This is a genomic window from Paenibacillus anseongensis (genome assembly GCF_009757995.1).
GTDB lineage: Bacteria > Bacillota > Bacilli > Paenibacillales > NBRC-103111 > Paenibacillus_E > Paenibacillus_E chondroitinus.
The window spans coordinates 276,286-296,696 of the sequence record NZ_WSEM01000012.1; the positions used below are offsets into that span (position 1 = coordinate 276,286).

At 48.0% G+C, this 20,411-nt stretch carries 17 protein-coding genes; 2 read left to right on the forward strand and 15 right to left on the reverse strand.

The genetic code is table 11. The features are described 5' to 3' along the window. Positions 1–49 precede the first annotated feature (49 nt). The 6 genes from GON05_RS13680 to GON05_RS13705 all read right to left on the reverse strand — a co-directional run bounded on the left by GON05_RS13680 (position 50) and on the right by GON05_RS13705 (position 4,108). Entirely contained in the window at positions 50–1,249 is a 1,200-nt protein-coding gene (locus tag GON05_RS13680) for a hypothetical protein (RefSeq protein ID WP_157319635.1), read from the reverse strand. Positions 1,250–1,265: 16 nt separating this feature from the next. Then, positions 1,266–2,096, reverse strand: a complete 831-nt coding sequence (locus tag GON05_RS13685; RefSeq protein WP_157319636.1) for a hypothetical protein — start codon at positions 2,094–2,096, stop codon at positions 1,266–1,268. Continuing rightward, positions 2,093–2,782, reverse strand: coding sequence for an ATP-binding cassette domain-containing protein (locus GON05_RS13690; protein ID WP_157319637.1), 690 nt, complete (start codon positions 2,780–2,782; stop codon positions 2,093–2,095). The genes GON05_RS13685 and GON05_RS13690 overlap by 4 nt, the downstream gene beginning before the upstream one ends. After that, positions 2,779–3,165, reverse strand: a complete 387-nt coding sequence (locus GON05_RS13695) for a GntR family transcriptional regulator (RefSeq protein ID WP_127452941.1) — start codon at positions 3,163–3,165, stop codon at positions 2,779–2,781. Before GON05_RS13695 ends, GON05_RS13690 begins: the two co-directional genes overlap by 4 nt. A gap of 238 nt (positions 3,166–3,403) precedes the next feature. Next, complete coding sequence (locus GON05_RS13700) at positions 3,404–3,820, reverse strand: DUF4183 domain-containing protein (RefSeq protein ID WP_157319638.1); 417 nt, start codon at positions 3,818–3,820, stop codon at positions 3,404–3,406. Positions 3,821–3,850: 30 nt separating this feature from the next. Next, a complete protein-coding gene (locus GON05_RS13705) occupies positions 3,851–4,108 on the reverse strand; it encodes a DUF4183 domain-containing protein (protein ID WP_157319639.1) in 258 nt (85 codons plus the stop codon). Between the two features lie 299 nt (positions 4,109–4,407). On the opposite strand from GON05_RS13705, the gene GON05_RS13710 reads away from it, so the two are divergent. Continuing rightward, positions 4,408–5,580 carry a DUF2515 family protein gene (locus GON05_RS13710; RefSeq protein ID WP_157319640.1) on the forward strand — a complete coding sequence of 391 codons (1,173 nt, stop codon included), beginning with the start codon at positions 4,408–4,410 and terminating at the stop codon, positions 5,578–5,580. On the opposite strand, the gene GON05_RS13715 is transcribed toward GON05_RS13710, so the two are convergent. The 5 genes from GON05_RS13715 to GON05_RS13735 form a co-directional block, all read right to left on the reverse strand. Further along, entirely contained in the window at positions 5,564–7,252 is a 1,689-nt protein-coding gene (locus GON05_RS13715; RefSeq protein WP_157319641.1) for a putative polysaccharide biosynthesis protein, read from the reverse strand. The genes GON05_RS13710 and GON05_RS13715 overlap by 17 nt on opposite strands. Before the next feature lie 47 nt (positions 7,253–7,299). Further along, positions 7,300–7,779 (reverse strand): DUF456 domain-containing protein, encoded by a 480-nt coding sequence (locus GON05_RS13720; protein WP_127452951.1) that lies wholly within the window; start codon positions 7,777–7,779, stop codon positions 7,300–7,302. A gap of 42 nt (positions 7,780–7,821) precedes the next feature. Next, complete coding sequence (locus tag GON05_RS13725) at positions 7,822–8,556, reverse strand: Cof-type HAD-IIB family hydrolase (protein WP_181646394.1); 735 nt, start codon at positions 8,554–8,556, stop codon at positions 7,822–7,824. 42 nt (positions 8,557–8,598) lie between these two features. Next, a complete protein-coding gene (gene asnB, locus GON05_RS13730; protein WP_157319643.1) occupies positions 8,599–10,473 on the reverse strand; it encodes an asparagine synthase (glutamine-hydrolyzing) in 1,875 nt (624 codons plus the stop codon). Positions 10,474–10,749: 276 nt separating this feature from the next. Continuing rightward, positions 10,750–11,616, reverse strand: a complete 867-nt coding sequence (locus GON05_RS13735; protein ID WP_157319644.1) for an AraC family transcriptional regulator — start codon at positions 11,614–11,616, stop codon at positions 10,750–10,752. A 134-nt stretch (positions 11,617–11,750) separates the two neighbouring features. On the opposite strand from GON05_RS13735, the gene GON05_RS13740 reads away from it, so the two are divergent. After that, positions 11,751–13,733 carry a glycoside hydrolase family 127 protein gene (locus GON05_RS13740; RefSeq protein WP_157319645.1) on the forward strand — a complete coding sequence of 661 codons (1,983 nt, stop codon included), beginning with the start codon at positions 11,751–11,753 and terminating at the stop codon, positions 13,731–13,733. 318 nt (positions 13,734–14,051) lie between these two features. On the opposite strand, the gene GON05_RS13745 is transcribed toward GON05_RS13740, so the two are convergent. From GON05_RS13745 to GON05_RS13760, 4 genes are all read right to left on the reverse strand, one after another. Continuing rightward, a complete protein-coding gene (locus GON05_RS13745) occupies positions 14,052–16,118 on the reverse strand; it encodes a peptidoglycan D,D-transpeptidase FtsI family protein (RefSeq protein ID WP_157319646.1) in 2,067 nt (688 codons plus the stop codon). A gap of 171 nt (positions 16,119–16,289) precedes the next feature. Beyond that, positions 16,290–18,368 (reverse strand): peptidoglycan D,D-transpeptidase FtsI family protein, encoded by a 2,079-nt coding sequence (locus tag GON05_RS13750; RefSeq protein ID WP_157319647.1) that lies wholly within the window; start codon positions 18,366–18,368, stop codon positions 16,290–16,292. A 17-nt stretch (positions 18,369–18,385) separates the two neighbouring features. Beyond that, positions 18,386–19,111, reverse strand: a complete 726-nt coding sequence (locus GON05_RS13755) for an HAD-IA family hydrolase (protein WP_157319648.1) — start codon at positions 19,109–19,111, stop codon at positions 18,386–18,388. A 140-nt stretch (positions 19,112–19,251) separates the two neighbouring features. After that, positions 19,252–20,400 (reverse strand): transglutaminase domain-containing protein, encoded by a 1,149-nt coding sequence (locus GON05_RS13760; protein ID WP_157319649.1) that lies wholly within the window; start codon positions 20,398–20,400, stop codon positions 19,252–19,254. Between the last annotated feature and the right edge of the window lie 11 nt (positions 20,401–20,411).

Here is a 20,411-nt window from a genome sequence, read left to right on the forward strand (position 1 = left end):
ACCCTCACCAATAAAAACCCCCTGACCTTCGTAAGGTCAAGGGGTTTTACTACTTTACAGTTATACCATTGATCATTAAATTGTTTAAATCCAACCCATCTTTACGTGCAACCTCGCCTTGATAGACGATCCTGCCTGTATCTAAATCAACTACAGCCACACCGGGACTTTTCCTTCCGTAATAATTCATATAAAGCCGGTTATCGACAAACTGTTTCATTTGAACGTGCAGCTCGTCTTGCATCCAATCCTTCAAATTGATTTTCACGTCGCTCTGCAGCTTCTTTTCCGCCAAATTATAATGAACAACCCGCGATTGATCATAGATGTTCATGGGAGTAAAATATAAATCGTCGCCAAGGTAATCAATTCTAAGTTCTCCGGGTTTTCCATTCATGAGCAGATCACGGACGAGCTCGTTTTGAACAGTTGTTAGTTGGCCGTTCCAAATATCGTAGTACAGAAGCTCCCGATTCAGGATATCTTTTTTCCCATCTAATGCGTAAGAGCTCCGATCGAAAAGCAAATAACGGTTCGGCTTCATCACATTGTTTGATGATATAAGTGCAGTCGTTGTCTGCGACGTTTGATCCTGAGATACACCAGTTGCAATCAACTGCTTCCCTTCTATGCTTTTTTTATCAAGATCCACGGTATAAATAACGTATTTAGCGTCTTCAGGCTGCGAATATTTGCCGGACTTTTGATATTGATTAACCAACAGCTTCATGCTCTGATCTTTCACATAGACATCCAAAACATTGATAAATTCATTCTTTTCTTTAGGTAGTTTCACCTGAAAGGATTGACTACTCTTCTTTGCTTTCTCCATCACAGAGATTTCAATCATATCCGACTGGATCTCACTCTTTTTAAATCGAAAGTCATATTGAGCATATGCAATCAGCTTTTCATCCACATATAAAGCACTCAGGTTCTTTTTCCCTCTCATAAAAGAGCGATATTCCTTGAATAATTCCTGCAATTCATCTTGGTAAAAATAGGTTGAATCCAGCCTCTCCCAGAAAGAATCCTTGTCGGTCGGATACTCGCTCCCCGCTGGACGTATGGCGATTGGCTCAGACGTATATTGTCCTCTAACCGTTATATGAGAAGCTTCCTCTTCGCGGCCTCCCAATGTTTTGAGATAATAATCGGGTTTATCGACTTCAGACGCAGTGGCATAATATATACTAATCGTTAAAACAACAAATGGAATAAGGACTACAAGTATCCAATAACGTTTCATTGTCTCGGGCGCCTCCTTAAACGGTTACTTTTTTATGCAACAAATAGGAACTGAACCATAATGAAAGGGCTGTGACAAGGATCCCCATCACCAGTTCCAGCTGAACAAGCTCGCTTGGGAAAAAGAAATCCGGGACCCATATTTCTGAGATCATTCCAGGTAGTATGATGAGAAACACTGCCGCGCCGATATAGAGGATACCCGCTGCAATCCCTTTGAAACGAAAACTGCGTTCGAGTAAAACGGCTGTAAACAAGATAATCACACTCACCACACCTGCTCCGTAGTACAGAGCAAATTCTGTGAAATACGAAGGAAGCAGGATTTTGAGTATAGGGTGGTGCCGAATGATTTCCGAGACTGTCACGTCTAGTCTGAATTCACTTGGAAGGAACGCCTCGAAAGCCGTAATCCGAACGTACAGCAGTAGGAATTGGTAAGCAACAAGCCCCCAAACAAACAAGACAATAGAGCTCAACTTAGCCAGATACACATTCATTCTCGAAGTTGGCAGCATAAGCAGCCTGTAAGCAAACGTACTTCTCCCAACCCATTCCTTATACCAAATCAGAAAAATATAGAGGAGAAGCGTCACACCGCATAGACTAATAGACCAATCAAATAGGATATTATCATATCCATTCAAGCTGGCCTTGCTATAATTCTGGACATATTGGACGGCAGTCATTGATTGGCTCTCCATCGCTCTTTCGGCATTATTCATATAATCATGCGTATATAACCAAACGTCCAATAATTGCAAAAGCAAAGTAATAACGAATAATGCGCCATAAAATTTGCTAAAACGGGCAATCTCCCAGTTCAGCAATTTTCCAAAGTTGCTCATGCCAAATACACCTCCCTCATAACATCTACGACGGATTTCCCTTCCTTGGACCGCATTTCCTCCGCATAAAATTGTTTCAACACCCGGCCTTGCTCAAGCAGCACAACTTTGTCAATCAGATGTTCAATATCGTGGATTTCATGCGTCGTTATCAGAACTCCTCGGTCTTCAATCAGATGGCTGGTGAACACAGCCGCGATCTGCTCACGGCTGAACATATCAATCCCCGAGAAAGGTTCGTCCATGAGCAGGTAATCAGCGTCCAAGGAGAGTCCGAGCAATAAGTTCGCTTTCGCCGAATTCCCCTTGGACAAGCTGCCTAACCGGTCTTCCTTTTTCAATTTAAAAAAAGCTAACAGGTCCTGTGCCCGCTTCTCATTCCAGTTCGCATAGAAGTCCTGCATAAACTGCATGGCATCTCCTATTTTCATAGAGGAAGGCATCGTCAACGTATCAGGAATAAACACAACCTTCTCATAGGCCATCTTGTTAACAGGCTGGCCGTCAATTCGAATTCGACCACTTCCAACGGGAGTTAGCCCCATAATGGCTTTCATGATTGTGGATTTGCCGACGCCGTTAATGCCAATAAGACAAGTGATTTCTCCCTTTTCCGCTGTGAAAGAGACCTCATCCAGCACATTTTTTCTCCCATATTTTTTAACAATTCGATCGACTTCTATCATTCTTTAACCTCCCTTGCTCGCTCTGCCTCGTACTTCTCTTTGACGAAACGAAGCAGGTCATCCGTAGGAAGTTCAATCTTTTTGATGGATTGTATAAACACCTCCACAGCCTCCTGAATAAGTTCTTGACGAATCGAATTCAAAACCTGCTTGTCCGTCGTTATCCGACTAGGGGAATTACCCGCGGTTGTTATCAAATGTTGCTCCTCCATTTCTTTATACGCCCTCTGTACCGTATTGGGATTAATTTGGAGCAAACCTGCAAGTTCGCGTCTAGATGGAATTTCCTGGCCTGCAGCCAACTTACCTGTTGCCATTTCTTCTTTAAAATGCCGGACAACCTGCAGATAAACCGGATCGCGATTGTTAAACGTAATGTTCATCTACCCATCTCCTATGTACTTCCTTAGTAAATCTGGATAATTATAGTGTGTGTATTAGTTAACTCATACACTAAGTGTACTATACCCTTCATACACTTATTTTGTCAAGAAAAATATCCTATATATTTACTTTTATGAATTGTAATCACCAATTTCTTCTTCAATACGACTAATAGATCACATCCGGTACAACAAAAAAACATCCCTGCTAGCCTAAGCTAGAGGGATGTTTTCCGTATTACACTGTAACTGTAATAACAGGTGCAGTAATTATCGGTTCAACCGTAACGTCAGATGTTGTATTGGAGAAATCGGAGACTTCGAGAACGACCGGCGCACCAGCTGTAGTTGCTGTCGTAGCTAAAACCAGGGATGCCGTTGTAAGGGTGGACAATCCAGCCACTTGCAGCACACCGTTGACATATACGTTGTAGTAACCGTCTGTCGGAGGTGCTGGAAGGTCTGTAATCGCATTGCCGTTATCATCTAAAAAGCTTGCTGCTGGAATCGTGGTATCCGTCGTAATCATACCTGCTGTAAGAACTGCGCTATATCTTGTAACAGCAGGATCTACCGTTGTTTCAACCTCAGTTCCACTAGCTGTTGGTGCGGAAGCTGTGGCGGTCACAAAAAGTTTAATCAGAGACGCTGCCATAATTTCACCCCCTTCCCTAATTCCCAATGGCTATCTATAAATACGGACGCTTTGGACAATGATGGGGACCCCTTTTTCTGGGACATCCTCTGACGTTAAAGTTAAAGCTCCTTCCCGTATGTGGTATAACGTTCGAGGCTGCAGAACACCGTTCACGAAGACTTGTCGATACGAGATCATCTTCGGACTTGGAATAGATTGAATTCCGTATCCGGGGATCTGATCTTCATGGGTATACTCCCGTTTCTCCCCATCGGAAATGGCATAGAAGAAATAGGTCTGCGCCAAAAATTTGACGCCTAGACGTTTGGTTCTATGCCTGGACCTTTTTTTTCGTCGTTTAGACGCCTTCTTAGGGCATGGACAACTTGCCACATACAAGTTCATGCTGATGTAAATCACCCCGCCAACGCTGACTTCTGTTAGTTCATTTTATGCATAAAATAATGCCAGTAATTGGATTAAATTATCAGGTGCTTCCCCCATTTATGGAAAAAAGCAGCCTTAAATGTGCGGTATCCTCACATACCTGCGAGTAAATGGGCTAACAATAAGGAGATGATGCAGGTGAGGTCGAGGAGGTTATTATGAGATCAACACAGTTGGAGATCATCCCTTTATCCAAAAACATCGCAGAACGATTAGAAAAGGGGCTCACCCAACAATTAGAGCTTCTTCGAGGCGGTGTTCAGCCATTTCCTCTTACAACGGAGGAGACACGGATCGTGGAAGACATACGGGCGCGAACCCGGAAGGAGAACCGGAATAACGTAACACGCACAATGGCCTATTGGGCCTGTTACCAGAAGTACCCTGAGCTGCACTGGGCTCTGTTAGCCCATATGGTCTCCCGCAACGGTGGTTGGAACATGACCGATCTGCATGGCGATCTCCTGCCGCACCTTATTGACGATGATCAAGCTGAGCATCTGTTTGCTTTTCTGGAACGCGCAAATGGGCTTATTTTTCAAGATGCTTATCCACAATTGCTGCTTTATGACGAAAGTAAGAAGCGCGAGAAGAACCTGTTCCACTTGCTTCCCCATTTGAATATTTCCATCTGGATGGTCCCTGTCTGGCATGAATTTTGGACGAGCCCGGACTCCACCGCGCTGACAATTGCTCTTATTGTGAATGAACAAAATTACATCGAGCAGCGAATTGTGCAGAAGGGCAAGTTCCGAGAAACCGTGCTAGATAAGACGCTTTTTAAAGCTCAAGGCTGGATGCAGTTGAATCAAATTGCTTTCCCTTTTTGGTCCCCGTCCGCCGAAGCCGGCTCCCCCCAGCCTCGTCTGGGTGGACTCATTCTCGAGAATTTTGCCGACTTAGCTGAACGCATAGCCCTTGGGAAAGGCCTCTACGCACTTCTAATCGGAGTGCCAGAAGTGCTGCAAGGTGTACTCCGCTTTGCCGCATCGACGCCCCACACGGGTTCACGCGCTGACTATTGGCCTCACTTATTTACCCCCATACAAAAAGCCCCCCCTGATCATTTCTATCAGGAGAGGCTGGATGGCTGCTTCCTCAAGAAGGGAAGCTCGCCTTTGTATAGTCCTACACTTGAGACTGTATGGCCGGATCGGCCGTTACTGCCTGTGGAGCCTGGCGACTGGTTCCAAGATGTTGAAACGCCAATGGGGTATATGCACCCTATAGAAGTGCCGCAGACCTTTGATTTAACCCAAGCCATGAGCGAAGGGCTTAATAGCATTGAGCTCGCCATACTGGCGGCGCAGGCTATTAACGTCGTCCGATAAGGCGGCTTGCTTTGCCGATCAGCTTTTGAACAGGCGCTGGGAAATTCTTGACATCGTCCTTCGTAACCACACGCGTCGCCATGAGCATCAGCGGGTATAAAACAGCCGTGAAGCCGCAAACAAGTATTGCGTTGATCCCTTCATTGATCCTGTACAAGCTGGTTGGATGTACATACGTGTGGGTCAACCACTCAGCCGCGATGCCTAAGCCGACAATGACCACGATTGAAATCGTTAAACCAATAAAGCGCCGTCCAAGAATGGTGAAGCTCACTTCTTTGCGCAGCGTGCGCAAATTGAGCCATGACATAGCGATGAAGCAAAGCCCTGTGGAACCAATAATCCCATAGATGCCGAACCATGGAGCGAGCAAGAAGCTGCCGGCCAGCTTAACCGCAATACCAACGGCAACATGCAGCATCAGCGGTTTCATACGGCCCATGCCCATCAAGACGGCACCGGAGGTCTGCATCACAATTTGGAACATAGCGCCCAAAGTTAACAAAGAGATCATGTAAGGTCCATGACTCATCCCATAGGCTGTATCTTCATGTCCGAACATGAAGAAATCAAGCGGACGGGCAGCAATCGCGATAACGAGCACTGCAGGCAATCCCGATAAAATAGACAGCTGCAGCACTCTGGTTGTTTGATGCCCTACCTGCTTCAGATCTTTGCGGGAGTAAGCCGCTGATATAATAGGCACGACAGATTGACTGAGCGCAATCGCCAAAATAATTGGGATGCCCGCCAGAGATTGTGCCCGGCCCCCGATAATACCGACCAAACCAAGCGCCTCGCTGCTGCCAATCTTCCCTTCCAAGAGGGGAATGATGATCGACGTATCAATCGCATAGACCAAGGTAACCGTCACTGAGAAGATGACGATCGGGATCGAGAGCTTCAGGAGGCTGCGGTAAATGTCCCTATACCTTGCAGGTGCTGTTGCAGCTGCCGAGGAGTGCCCGGCTGCAGTTTCATGAGCCGCAGCGGAAGACACATTTTCTTTCAGCCTTTGAGCGTCCCTGCGTTTGAGCTTCATCGCATAGTAAAGCATAACGGCAAGTGCAGCGATGCCGCCCATCACCCCGCCGAATGATGCACCTGCTACCCCCCAAGCCAAGCTGATGTTTAATAAAATAAAGGCAAGACCAATCGAAGTGACCAGTCTAAAAATTTGCTCCACAACTTGCGAGATCCCATTAGGCATCATGTTTTGTCGGCCTTGGAAATAACCGCGCATAATCGCAATAAGCGGGAAGAACAGCATGGCCGGTGCGATAGCGCGTGTTGCCAGCGTAGCGTCGGGTCCGCCGCGTGATATTTGTTCCGCATAAATCGGCGCAAACACATATAAGAGCACGGTCATGAATGCGCCAGCGACGATAGCAAATAAAATAGCTGCGCGATAAATTCGCTCTGCCTCGGCAGGTCGTCCAATCGCGTATTTTTCCGATACCATTTTACTTAAAGCGCTGGGAATCCCTGCTGTCGCTACAACAAGAAGAATAGAGTACAAATTAAAAGCTATCGAATAACTGCCCATTCCCCCCTCGTGCAGCAGGTGCACCAGCGGAATACGCTGAAAAACGCCGAGAAACCGCGCTACAAGCGCGGCTACGGTGAGAATGAGCGTCCCTTTTACAAGAGAATCTTTGGTTTCCTTCGTCAAATGTGTTCCTACTCTCTAATCCCGTATTCAAACAACATCATGTTCAATTAAAAAACCCAAATCAAGAAGAGAACGATCATCGCCAGTTGCAGCACAATTTTGACAGCACTGCTGGCAAAGAAACCGATCACGGAGCCTATCCCGGCGCTGATCGCATTTTGCCATTTGGTGCCGATGATGATTTCTCCAATCACAGCGCCTAAGAAAGGTCCTATGATTAACCCAAAAGCCGGAATGACGAAAGGCCCCACAATAAGGCCAATCGTACTCCCGATCACAGCCGCCTTCGAACCTCCGAATTTCTTGACTCCCATTGCGCTCACAGCGTAATCGGCAACCATAATAATAAGGACGATCAGGGTTTGCGTGGTCCAGAACACCCAGCCAAACGGCTCAAAGCTGATCAGCCAGCCATATAGAAAGAACGCCGCATAGATAGCCAAAACACCAGGCAGCACTGGATAAACCGCACCTATCATACCTACAACAAACAAAAGAATGACCAAGCTCCAGGCTAACGTGATCATGAGCTCATCTCCGTCCGATATTGTACTGGCTAAACTGGCTAATTACAGCATATAAGCGTGAATGATTTTGGCAACCGCACTTTCTTCGTTCGTCACCGTCGTGATATCCGCAATCTGTTTGACTTCATCCTGCGCATTCCCCATGGCAACACCAAGACCTGCTTCACGAATCATCGTGATATCATTCTGGCTGTCCCCCATCGCAATCACTTCCGACATCTGAATCCCGAGTAGCTGACAAACAGCCTCCACACCGCTTGCTTTGCTAATCCCAAGCGGGTTTAATTCAATATTCGACGGATGAGAGTTGGTGATTTCAAGCGTTCCCCAGCTCTCTGCAATTTCGCGAATACGCTGCAGTTTCTCCGCGTTTTCCGTAAAGAAACCGAATTTCAGCCATTCGCCGTTCGGGATGTCCAGGCCTTCGCGCTCGCGATTGAAGACACCTTCGACAGAGTAAGCCCACCACCAGCAGTCATGCTCCTCAGCCAGCGCATGTAATCGGCTCACGGTTTCAACCGGAAACAGTGTCCGCCGAAGCAATTTGTTCGGCGACTCCCATACTTCACTGCCATTTACCATAACCATAGGCGTAGATAGCCCCAGCTCCTGAATGTAAGGCAAGGCGCTGATGGCTCCGCGGCCGGTCGACATGATGACGATTTTGCCAGCCTCCGTCGCTTGACGAATGGCGGATTGATTTTCCGGCGATATTTTTTTCTCCTCATCCAGTAAGGTACCGTCCATATCGAGGGCAATTAACTTATAAAGTCCCACGTTCCCCATCTCCTGTCTATACGGTTGTCGTCCTTGATAGACCTAGTAAGCAGCGAGCACTTTCTTAGGCAGCTCTTCCATAAAAGTCATATGCCAGAGGGCAAAAATATAGATCGTCCAAATCCGGCGTGCATAATCGCCCTGGCCGTTACGGTGCTTCTGAAGCATCCGCTCTACCGTATTCATATTAATATAATCTTCAATTCCGCTGGCTTTGATCTGCTCAAGCAGCACATCCCCCATCGGACCTTGTACCCATTGACGCAAAGGTACAGGGAACCCCAGCTTCGGACGGTTCAGAATCGGGTCTGGGATGATGCCTTCCATCGCCTTGCGGAAAATATATTTGGTCGTTCCATTGGCAATGCGATATTTCGCCGGGATGCGGCGTGCCACATCGAACAGCTCCTTATCCAGGAAAGGAACGCGCAGTTCAAGAGAATGCGCCATCGTCATTTTATCGGCCTTCATCAGGATATCGCCGGGCATCCACAGATTCATATCGATATACTGCATCCGGCTGACCGGATCAAGATGTTTGGTCTTGTTGTAATAGTCTCCAGCGATCTGCACGGGATTCTTATAAGCACGCAGCATCTCCGTATCGAGACGCAGCACTTCCGCTTTCATATCCTCTGTGAAAATCTTCGCGTTCCCAAGGAAGCGCTCCTCCAGCGGCGTCGTGCCGCGCAACACATAGTTGCGCCCCTTCACGCTGCTTGGCAGCATCCGCGCGAAGCGGTTCAGCATGCGCTTGATCGAATGCGGCAGCTGATCGATCGGCCGCAGCGACTGCGGCTCGCGATAGATGCGGTAGCCGCCGAACAGTTCGTCCGCGCCTTCGCCGGACAGCACAACCGTCACGTGCTCGCGCGCAAGCTGCGCCACGTGGTAGAGGGCAATGGCCGAAGGATCGGCAACAGGCTCGTCCTGGTGCCAGATCGCCTTCGGCATCGTGCTGAAGAAGTCATCCTTCGTGATGACTTTGTCGTAGTGCTCTGTGCCAAGCGCCGCAGCCGTTTGGGCGGCGATTGGCGTCTCGTTGTTGGCGCCTTCGAAGCCAACGGAGAACGTGCGGATCGGTTCAATGTTCCGCATGTGGGTGGCGATGGCCGTGGAGTCAATCCCGCTGGACAAGAAACATCCGCGCTCCACATCACTGACCATGTGGTGCTTGACGGAGTCCTTCAACGTTTCGCGGATTTGCTCTACGTAGTAGTCAAAAGGACGTTCCTCAGGCTCAAACATTGGATCCCAATACTTATGTATGGACATTTCGCCATCGAAGGTTACCTTGACATAGTGGGCCGGCGGCAGTTTGTGGATGCCGTGGAACATCGTGTTCGGCTCTGGAACATACTGAAAGGTCAGATAGTTCAGCAAGCTGTCCGTATGGATCAACCGGTTCATGCCATCCGCAGCGAGCAAGCTCTTAATTTCCGAGCCGAACAAAAACTGACGGTCGTTGACATGATAATAAAACGGCTTAATGCCGAAATGGTCTCTCGCTCCGAACAGCTGCTTCTTTTTCTTGTCCCAGATCACGAATCCGAACATGCCTCGCAAATGCTTGACGCATTCCTCTCCGAACTCCTCGTAAAGGTGAACAATAACCTCCGTATCGCTATGCGTGCGGAATTGGTGCCCGCGTTCCTGCAGCATTCCGCGTAACTCTTTGTAATTATAAATTTCTCCGTTAAAAATGATCCAGACGGAATCATCCTCGTTGGCTAGCGGCTGATGCCCTTCTTGAATATCAATAATGGACAACCGGCGAAAGCCAAGACCAATCCGATTATCCGTCCAAAAACCGGAATCGTTCGGTCCCCGATGCACAATCACATCCGTCATTTGCTGCAGCATCGCAACTGTTGGTTCTCTATCTTCAAAATACATCACACCCGTAATACCACACATGGTGAAACTCACTCCTCCGTACCATTCATCAAACTATCTCTCGCGACTACCGATACATTAGTATACCATATCCGTCCGCCATACTGGAAATAGGATGAAAGTACGCATTCAGCTGTCTATCATAGGAAAATGAAGGTAATGATCAGTCTTTTTAATGAAGCTGTGAATCGCGTCGTTTTCATGCTGTCCCCCACCTTTCTTTTCTCTACGCACAAAAGTTTACCTCGTGCAACTTTTGGCGTATAGGAGGGTTCTCCTCCTTACCTCAACATATGCTCAGGAATGAAGAACGGTTCCACCTCTTATATATTGCTTCCTGTAGGCGAGCGGTGAGAGACCTATTTTGGCACGAAAACAGTTGGAGAAATAAGCGGCATGATGGAAGCCCACCTCCTCAGAGATGCGCTCAATGGACCACTGCGTTTTCAGCAGCAGCAGCTTGGATTGTTCAATTCGATAGGCAAGCAAATACTCGAGTGGCGTGCAGCCATACACACTTTTCATACAGCGGCTCAAATAATTCGGATGAAAATGGAACTCGTCAGCCAACTGCTCATTGGTCAAATCAGCCGAGTAATGCTGCTTGAGATAAGCTTCGATTCGCTCAGCCAATCTATGTACTTTAGATTGCTCATCAGGTTTACTTCCAATATCTAACGCACGCAAAATTTCCGTAAAAATGCGCTGCTCTTCCCAGAACGATACCGACCTCTCCGAGACGGACATTTGTAGGAGTTGGTGCCAAAGCTCTTGGATCCGCTCGGGGTCCGACGCTGTCCCTTGTTGAGCAAGGGTAATTTCATTTTTTTGAGGTAAAACGAATTCGCTGCGCGGAAAGGGCTTGCTCTCTCTGATCGTGTAAGGGCTGCTGGTTTGAAAATGGAGCCAATAAAAATGACACTCCGCATCGCACGGACGCACGGCATAATGATATTTATCCGGGAGCAGCAGCACATATTGGCCTTCGGTCAAGCTCCACGTCAACTCCTCTTCCCCCAAATGAAGCGTACCTTTCGTAATGAGAAGAAGATCATACATCCCTAACCCTGCGCGATCCGGATGCGTGTCCCCTGCCTGGTACGCCCTGAACCCGCTCTCCAAATAATAAGGAAGAGGCGGTGCAGCTAACGATATCTCTTTCATTTGGCGGCGACTCCTTTATAAAGTTGTGTGAAATTTTATAAATAACTGGTTGTATTTCTACCTGTTTCTTCCCCAGTATCCCTCATATAATTGGAGAAAGTAAAGCCTATTTCGCAAATTCGGGAGGTTGCTTCATGTCAAATGCACTGCTGCAGGCCAAGCACAAATTGTCCTTGAATCAAATCCAAATCAACGATGACTTCTGGAATCATTACGTCAGTCTTGTTCGCAATACAGTCATTCCCTATCAATGGGAAGCGCTGAATGATCGTGTTCCCGATGCCGAACCTAGCCATGCGATCCATAATTTCCGAATTGCCGCAGGCTTGGAAACAGGCGAATACCACGGTTGGGTGTTCCAGGATTCCGATCTGGCCAAGTGGCTCGAAGCTGTCGCCTATTCCCTTCAACAGCAGCCTGATGCAGCGTTGGAACAGACCGCAGACGAGACCATTGACCTGATCGTACAAGCGCAGCAAAGCGATGGTTATTTAAATACATACTTTACGATTAAAGAACCTGGCAAGCGTTGGACGAACTTGTACGAGTGCCATGAATTGTATTGTGCAGGCCATATGATTGAAGCTGCCGTTGCGTACTTTGAGGCTACAGGGAAAAGGAAGCTGCTGGATGCGATGTGCCGTTTTGCGGATCATATTCAGGATGTATTCGGACCCGAGGAAGGTAAGATTCGAGGCTACGACGGGCATCAGGAAATTGAATTGGCCTTGGTCAAATTGTATACGGTAACGAAGCAGGAGAAATATCTCCAGCTTGCCTGCTATTTCATCGATGAGCGAGGACAGCAGCCCGATTTCTTCGATGGGGAGTGGGAGCGTAGGGGAAAAACCTCCATCTATCGCGCCGGTGAAACCCCATTGCCGAGTCTGAGCAGCATTTATAATCAGAGCCATCTGCCTGTTCGTGAGCAAGATACAGCTACCGGGCACTCGGTTAGGGCCGTTTACATGTACACAGCCATGGCTGATTTGGCCAGATTGACCGGGGACGAGAAGCTGCTTGCCGCATGCAAGAAGCTTTGGGCGAATATGACGCAGAAGCAAATGTACATCACGGGAGGCATCGGTTCGACGCACCATGGGGAGGCGTTCTCGTTCGACTATGATCTGCCGAATGATACGGTGTACGCTGAGACTTGCGCTTCCATCGGTTTAGTGTATTTTGCTCAGCGTATGCTGCGTCTCGAGACACGGAGCGAGTATGCCGACGTGATCGAGCGGGCGTTATATAACATCATCATTGGTAGTATGAGTCAGGATGGCAAACGATTCTTTTATGTGAATCCGTTGGAGGTTTGGCCACAAGCATCGGCGAACAATCCCGGCAAACGTCATGTGAAAGCCGAGCGTCAGAAATGGTTTGGATGCGCTTGCTGCCCTCCGAACTTGGCGCGGATTCTCTCTTCACTTGGGGAGTATATGTATACGACTGAACCAGGACGAATCAACTGCCATTTGTTTATCGGCAGCGAAAGTACGATCACGTTGGACGATGCAACGCAAGTTGGGCTGAAACAAGTCAGTTCGTTGCCTTGGCGTGGGGATACTTCGCTTGAACTAAGCTTGGCTCAGCCACGCTCGTTCACGTTGGCTTTGCGCATGCCTTACTGGTGCGACAGCCAACCTCAATTGCTCATCAACGGTGAAAAAGAGGATACGTACGCGGTTGAGAATGGCTATGCGATTATCAATCGAATTTGGACGGATGGTGACACCGTCACTTGGCTGCTTCCGATGGAGGCACACCTCATCCAAGCGAATCCGCTTATCCGCAGCAATGCCGGGAAAGCCGCTATTCAAAGAGGGCCTTTAGTGTACTGCGTTGAGCAGGTCGATAATGGCGCTCCTCTGGCAACACTTAGCCTTCAGAGTGGAACGAGGTTGAAAGTGGACGCCGACACAAGTGCGCTTGGTGGCACAGTGAGGATTGAGGCTGAGGGCTTTAAGGATGCGACACCTGAGGCTTGGGCTTCGGCGGAGCCGTACCGTCGCTGGGCGCCATCGGCGGACCCAGTCGCCTTGCAGGCGGTTCCCTATTTCCAATGGGGGAATCGTGGGGTTGGCGAGATGGCGGTGTGGATTCGGGTACACCAGTGAAAATAGAAAAGAGGCTGCTTTTTGAGGCGGCCTCTTTTTTGTGTTTGCATTTGTACTTGGTCTTGGGCTCTTCGGGTCTTGATTCCTAGAATTCTCGGTTAGAGGGAACTCTGGTACGCTATTTTGCCAATTTGCCACTACTTGAAGGTTTAGTGGGAACTACAGTCCCCTATTTCGATGTATTCCCCTGAAAAAGCGGAGTTTGCGAACAAATAAGACCCCACAGTTCCCCCTAATCGCGAAAAGAGCCCTTTTCGATCAAATAGGGGACTGTAGTTCCCTCTCGTGAGCGAAAGAGACGAGCCCACGAGCCCACACCTACCAAGGCCGCTTCCCGCCGCCAAGCTTCGTCAAAACGCCGTCGTTGGCAGCGTCATAAGCTTGAAAGATTTTCGCCGCAATCGGAGAGGCGCCATAACGCCCGAAGCCCCCTTCGGGCACGACAACCGCAACGGCCAGCTTCGGATTCTCGACCGGCGCAAAGGCGATGAACACGGCATTTTCAACCGAGCCTCCCGATACGCTTTGGGTGGATGTGCCTGTTTTGCGCGCCACATTAAAAGGCAGCTCCTCGATCCCCTCAGCCCCGCTTTTCATCCCATGGATAATCGTGTTCCAATGCTCTTTGGCAAATTCGGCGGAGAAGTCGTCCAGTACTTCGGGCTCTATTTTTCTAACCAGCTGGCCCTGGTAGTCGCGTATCTCATCTACAAATAGCGGCTTCATCCGCTTCCCCCGACTAGCCAACGTGGCGGTGTACTGAGCAAGCTGCAAGGTTGTGGTCTTTTCGTTTTGTCCCCAGGATGCATAAACCATCGCGGATTGATAACTGTCTTTCACAGCATTTTTGATAAAATCATTAGAGCCTGCAAGCTCGCCCGGTAAGCCGCTGCCTGTTTTGACGCCCATTCCAAATTTCGCCATGTATTCCGCCCATTTGGCCGTCACTTCCGGATTCTCCCTGCCGTATTTGGCCCAGAATGGAATCCCGACTTTTTCAGACATGAACGTGTTCGAGGAATGTTCAATCGCCCCGGCAGCATCCATCGCCCCGTAAGCCGCTTTTCCCGAATTGGTGATGGTGCTGTTGCCTCCTTTACCAAAACTAAACGACCCCGTATCGTTATAAACATAACCATTCCCGCTGAAAAAATTCTCCTTAAGCCCTATCAACACGGACATAGGTTTAATCGTGGAACCCATGAACACAATCGACGATGGATGTTTCGCATTTTCTTTCTCGTCTGGATATTTGGCTTTTGCCGTTCGAATGCTGCCATTAGGAATAAAGCTCTCGATTTCTTTGTAGACGCTTGCCGACATGCCGCCGGTCCACGCGTTTGCATCGTAATCCGGATAGTTCGCCATCGTAACCACGCGTCCCGTATCCACTTCCATAGCCACTGCAAACCCGGATGCTGCCTGCATCCCAACACTCAAGTACAAATCATTGGCGTGCGATGGGCTGCGCAAGTAACGAATATGCTCCTCCAGCATGCGTTCTGTCGCTTTTTGGATATCTTTATGTATGCTCAAATATAAATTATTTCCTTTAACGGGAGCCGTGACATCGGCTCTCCCAATGATTTTGTTAACGGCGTCCACGGGGTATGTCTTCCTGCCGTTTCTGCCGCGCAGCTCATCCTGATACATGCGTTCAATGCCATCGAAACCTACATTTTCAGAGCTCAAATATTCTTGAACCATAGGACTGTCTTTATAGATTTCTTTGGCTGTAGGAGAGGTAAAAGAGTTCGTATATCCCACTAAATGCGTAGCAATTGTTGTGTTACCGTCATCATCCAGTTCATAGGTGCGGATGCTTTCCTCCGTTACGTCCAGCCATTTAAATTCATCCCGATGTTCTAAAAGGTAGGCGATCTCTTCGCTGGACAAATCCGCCTTAATTCTTCGCGGAACCCAGTAATAGCTTGGTTTCTTAATTTCAGCCTTATGGTAGTCGTAGCCGATGTCCATGGCTAAAATGATTTCTTCCGGCGTCGGACTTTTCGAGTTTGGTTTGGCATACTTGTCGAAAACATCCACTTTCAGCCGATCCGCGATAGCAATTAACTCATCTAACTTTTGCGCGCTGGGATCAATTCGAAAAAATAAGGATTGCATGGGAATGGTATACGCAAGCGGAGATTTCGAGGAGTCATAGATGTTGCCGCGAATGGGAGCAATTTGTATCGTTTGTGTGCCGTTTCTATTCTCTGCGGCTTTATGTATTTTCGTTTCAACAAACTGCAGCATAGCCAATCGCACGATCAGGATGGAAAATAAGACAAAGGTTACAAAGAAAAAAAGATTGATCCGCAGCGAAAAATGTCTCTTTTGAGCAAGCTCTTTTTTCCTCGGATCATCCGCGATCGGCGATTTCATCACTGTAAGGCCCCCTTCTGTGTCAGGATGTATCCTGAAACAGACGCAGCGGCCTGGCAATAAGTTCACTAAAATTTGGTAAACTTGGCTCACTTCCCAAGACAAGCCCACAAAAAAACCTTCAGCCCCACTTATAACGTGGATTTGAAGGTTTTTTACTCGTTTCTGCCTCTACCAAGGCCTCTTCCCGCCGCCAAGCTTGGTCAATATGCCTTCGTTGGCTGCATCGTAAGCCTGAAAGATTTTTGCCGCAATCGGGGATGCGCCATAACGTCCGTAGCCGCCTTCCGGCACGACGACCGCCACAGCAAGCTTCGGATTCTCGACCGGCGCGAAGGCGATGAACACGGCGTTATCGATCGTTCCGCCTGAGACGGCTTGTGTCGAAGTCCCTGTCTTCCGAGCCACGTTATAAGGCAGTTCATCAATGCCTTCCGCGCCACTCTTCATCCCATGAATGATGGTGTTCCAATCCCCTTTGGCGAACATAGCGGTATTATCTTCCAGCACTTCCGGTTCTACCTTTTTGACTAGTTCACCTTCAAAGCTTCGAATCTCGTCAACGAACAACGGCTTCATCCGTTTACCGCGGCTGCCTAGAGTTGCGGCGAACTGCGCGAGCTGCAGCGTCGTTGTTTTCTCATTCTGCCCCCATGAAGCATAAACCATGGCAGATTGATAACTGTCTTTTTTGGCGTTCTTGGAGAAGTCATTCGAACCGGCAATTTCGCCAGGCAAGCCGCTCCCCGTCTTGACGCCTAAGCCGAACTTCGCCAAATATTCCGCCCATTTATCCGTTACAGCAGGATTTTCCCCACCGTATTTCTGATAAAATGGAATACCGACTTTGGCCGACATGTACGTATTGGACGAGTGTTCGATGGAGCTGGAGGCATCCAAGTTGCCATATGCCGTTCTCCCTGAGTTGGAAATCGAACTTGTCGAATTCGCTTTACCAAACGTGAAGGTACCTGAATCGTAATAGTACTGATTGGAAGGAGTAATCAACTTCTCTGTTAAACCAATCAGAACGGACAATGGTTTGATCGTAGAACCCATGAAAACGATGGAAGACGGATGTTTCGGACGCTCTTTATCTGTGTATTTCGGGTACGCGGTTGTAATCGAACCATTCGCAATATAGGAGCCAACTTCGTCTAAGGTTGCTTGCGAGATTCCGCCCGTCCATTCATTCGTATTGTAGTCCGGGTAGTTAGCCATCGTTACGACGCGCCCCGTGTCTACTTCCATAGCTACCGCATAACCGGCCTGCGCATTCGCCCCGTATTTGATAAAGGCATCATTCCGCGCGTACGGTGTATGTAGAAAAGCAATCTGATCGGCGATCGCCTTCTCCGCCGTTTTTTGAATATCTTTGTTGATCGACAGATACAAATTGTTCCCTTTGGTCGGCTTTGTTACCGTCGCGCGCCCGATAATTTTCATGGCCGCATTAACGGGGTAAATTTTATAACCATTTTTCCCGCGAAGCTCATCTTGGTACATCCTCTCGATGCCATCAAAGCCGACATTTTCGGTATCGAGATATTCCTTGCTGTTTTCGTTATCTTGGTACATCTCTTTAGCTTTTTCCGTGGAATAGCTTTTGAGGTAGCCAATCAATTGCGGAGCGATGGTCGACGGCGATCCGTCTGTATCCATGTCGTCCAATTCGTAAGTACGGATGCTTTCTTCTGTCACTTCCAGCCACTTGAATTCATCCCGGTGCTCTAATAAATAGGCGATTTCTTCTTTGGACAAATCTGTTTTGATTTTACGCGGAACCCAGTAATAACTCGGATCCTTCACTTTGTTTTTATTGATGTCATACCCCAAATCCATAGCAAGTACGATATCCGCGGGCTCCAGCTTCTTGGAATCCGGTTTGCCGTATTTATCAAAAACGTCAGTCTTCAGCTTGTTCGCCATGCGAATAACTTCATCTTTATCCTGCTGAGAGGGCTCGATTCGGAAAAATAAGGACTGCACTGGAATGGTATAGGCAAGAGGTGATTTCGTAGAATCATAAATGTTGCCGCGGATGGGTGCAATTTTATTCGTCTGATTCGTATTTGTATTCTCTGCTGCCTTCAAATCTTTGGCTTGCACGAATTGTAAAATGGCCAAACGCACGATAAGTACGGAGAACAATAAGAACGTTATAAAGAAAAAGATATTGATCCGAAACGAAAAATGCCGTTTCTTCGTGATTTCTTTTTTCTTTGGATCATCCATTATGGATGGTTTCATCACACTCAGATCCTTTCTTACACAATAGCTTGCTGATCATCAAAAAGCTCTAGCAGGGATCGGATACCCTCCCCGGTATGATAGTCGTAACGGATAATGCGAACCGCATCGATGCCGACTTGATTCGGCGCCCACACATCGTTCGTTTCGTGATCACCAATATAAAGGACATCCTTGGCCGCTACACCCGCACGCTCCAGGGCAAGTTGGAAAATAGCCGGATCCGGCTTCTCAAGACCAACCTCTGTCGACACGAGGACAGGATCAAAATAGTGCAGAATTCCTTTATCCTCTAAAATAGCTTTCAATGTCGGTGCAAAATTGCTAATAATTCCTATTCTAAAGCCCTGGGCTTGAAGCCGCTCGAGAAAAGGCTTAACATCATCAAACAATTCGTAATACTCAGGTGCAGTATAAATGTCGTACAGCTCGTGGCAGCAGTTGAAAATCTCTTCCTCTGTCCATTCCTCATGGATACCCAGCTTATGCAGCACATATTTATATAGGTTGACCCAGAATTCACGATCTGACTCCGGAGAACATACAATAAAGTTATCTTGCTTGTTCACATAATAAAATAGACGGAAAGCCTCCGTAAACAGTTCACTGATGTGATCCTCATCCCGCTCTACAGCGCGCAATTGCAGGTATTGTTTCAAAATGGTCTGGGCTGCGGGAATCGTTAACAGCGTGTCCCCGGCATCTAAGTAAATCATTGGATATTCCTGAATGGATTTAGACATACAAACTCCTTCATGTTCTCAAAAATAGCACTTTTAATAGTTTACCACATTTACGAATGGATGAGAAAAACCACAAAAAAGCCTCCTCCCGGATGTCCGTGAGAAGGCGGTTTACTTCCTTTTGTTAATCTTAAATAGGATTAAACATCTCTAATATGCGTTTGGTCAAAATTCGGCGGATTAAACCAGTTGCCCCCACTGGCCACCCAAGTGGAATCCAGAGGCACCCAAATTTTGGACTCTTTCAGATACACTTCGTTCCAAGCGTGAGGTCCATAGCTGCCCTGCCCGTCATAGCCAAGGCCCGTTACAACTTTCACATCCAACCCTACTGCCCTTGCCATTTGAGCGTATAGCCTGGAATAATCGATACAAACGCCTTCCTTGGTGTTGAACGTATCTTCCGGTGTCTGTTCCTTCCAAATGCGCTGTTCTTCATACAGCTTCACTTTATCCCAATCGTAGTGGACTCGGGTGCCCACCCAATTGTACAGCAGCTTCGCCTTCTCTTCGTCCGTGGTTCCGCTGGCGGTGACTTCTTTGGCCGCATCTACAATGTTGCCTGGGACTTTCGCGTCCAGAACTTCATATTTTCGCTGTAAAATATTCGTAAATTCCTGCTCCACCGCCCGGGTAAATACCGGCACCTTATCGGCGATGAAATCCCCGGTGAAGGGAGAAATGACTTCCTTCGCCCCTTTTTGATACATCTGAGAAGACTCGATATAGGGGGTTACCATCGAATGCGGGAATAGAGTGACATAAATGAACAAAACGGCAATAAGAATGAGCGCACGCGCAAAACCGGCCACAGAGCCGATGGCGCCCCCGGAAACCGAGGAAATAAACGAATGGCTGCGTTCCCGATAAGGGTCGCGATGAGCCAGCCAGGGTCCGATGAGCGGATCAATCAGCAGGTTCAGGAGCTGCTTCACAATCATATAGCCGAGCAAGAACAATACGCCGAAACGCAGTAACGCGAAATCTCGAATGCTTGTCAGTGCCGTATAATACGCTTGTTTGAGAGCGCTAATCTCTACGGATGGCACTTGCAGATCCTGACCCTTCAGCCAGGTTTGAAGCAATGGAGATACGAGCTGCACACCTTTCCACGCAACGAACATGGACAAGATGACGACCACCGCTTCCACGAGCATGGATAGCAGATGTTTGGCGGACCCAGACCCGCCTCGGAAAAAGCCCTGAAGGACAGAGCCTGCGAAAGTGAGCACAATCACAATGGATATGAAGTTTATGGAATTGGCTTTGAACCAGCTAATATCCGCCATGACCGCTCACC

What these genes read in the sequence shown, in the direction of transcription:
- GON05_RS13680 (WP_157319635.1), bottom strand. Translation starts at nt 1,249, where the DNA reads ATGAAACGTTATTGGATACTTGTAGTCCTTATTCCATTTGTTGTTTTA.
- GON05_RS13685 (WP_157319636.1), bottom strand. Translation starts at nt 2,096, where the DNA reads ATGAGCAACTTTGGAAAATTGCTGAACTGGGAGATTGCCCGTTTTAGC.
- GON05_RS13690 (WP_157319637.1), bottom strand. Translation starts at nt 2,782, where the DNA reads ATGATAGAAGTCGATCGAATTGTTAAAAAATATGGGAGAAAAAATGTG.
- GON05_RS13695 (WP_127452941.1), bottom strand. Translation starts at nt 3,165, where the DNA reads ATGAACATTACGTTTAACAATCGCGATCCGGTTTATCTGCAGGTTGTC.
- GON05_RS13700 (WP_157319638.1), bottom strand. Translation starts at nt 3,820, where the DNA reads ATGGCAGCGTCTCTGATTAAACTTTTTGTGACCGCCACAGCTTCCGCA.
- GON05_RS13710 (WP_157319640.1), top strand. Translation starts at nt 4,408, where the DNA reads ATGAGATCAACACAGTTGGAGATCATCCCTTTATCCAAAAACATCGCA.
- GON05_RS13720 (WP_127452951.1), bottom strand. Translation starts at nt 7,779, where the DNA reads ATGATCACGTTAGCCTGGAGCTTGGTCATTCTTTTGTTTGTTGTAGGT.
- asnB (WP_157319643.1), bottom strand. Translation starts at nt 10,473, where the DNA reads ATGTGTGGTATTACGGGTGTGATGTATTTTGAAGATAGAGAACCAACA.
- GON05_RS13735 (WP_157319644.1), bottom strand. Translation starts at nt 11,616, where the DNA reads ATGAAAGAGATATCGTTAGCTGCACCGCCTCTTCCTTATTATTTGGAG.
- GON05_RS13740 (WP_157319645.1), top strand. Translation starts at nt 11,751, where the DNA reads ATGTCAAATGCACTGCTGCAGGCCAAGCACAAATTGTCCTTGAATCAA.
- GON05_RS13745 (WP_157319646.1), bottom strand. Translation starts at nt 16,118, where the DNA reads ATGAAATCGCCGATCGCGGATGATCCGAGGAAAAAAGAGCTTGCTCAA.
- GON05_RS13750 (WP_157319647.1), bottom strand. Translation starts at nt 18,368, where the DNA reads ATGAAACCATCCATAATGGATGATCCAAAGAAAAAAGAAATCACGAAG.
- GON05_RS13755 (WP_157319648.1), bottom strand. Translation starts at nt 19,111, where the DNA reads ATGTCTAAATCCATTCAGGAATATCCAATGATTTACTTAGATGCCGGG.
- GON05_RS13760 (WP_157319649.1), bottom strand. Translation starts at nt 20,400, where the DNA reads ATGGCGGATATTAGCTGGTTCAAAGCCAATTCCATAAACTTCATATCC.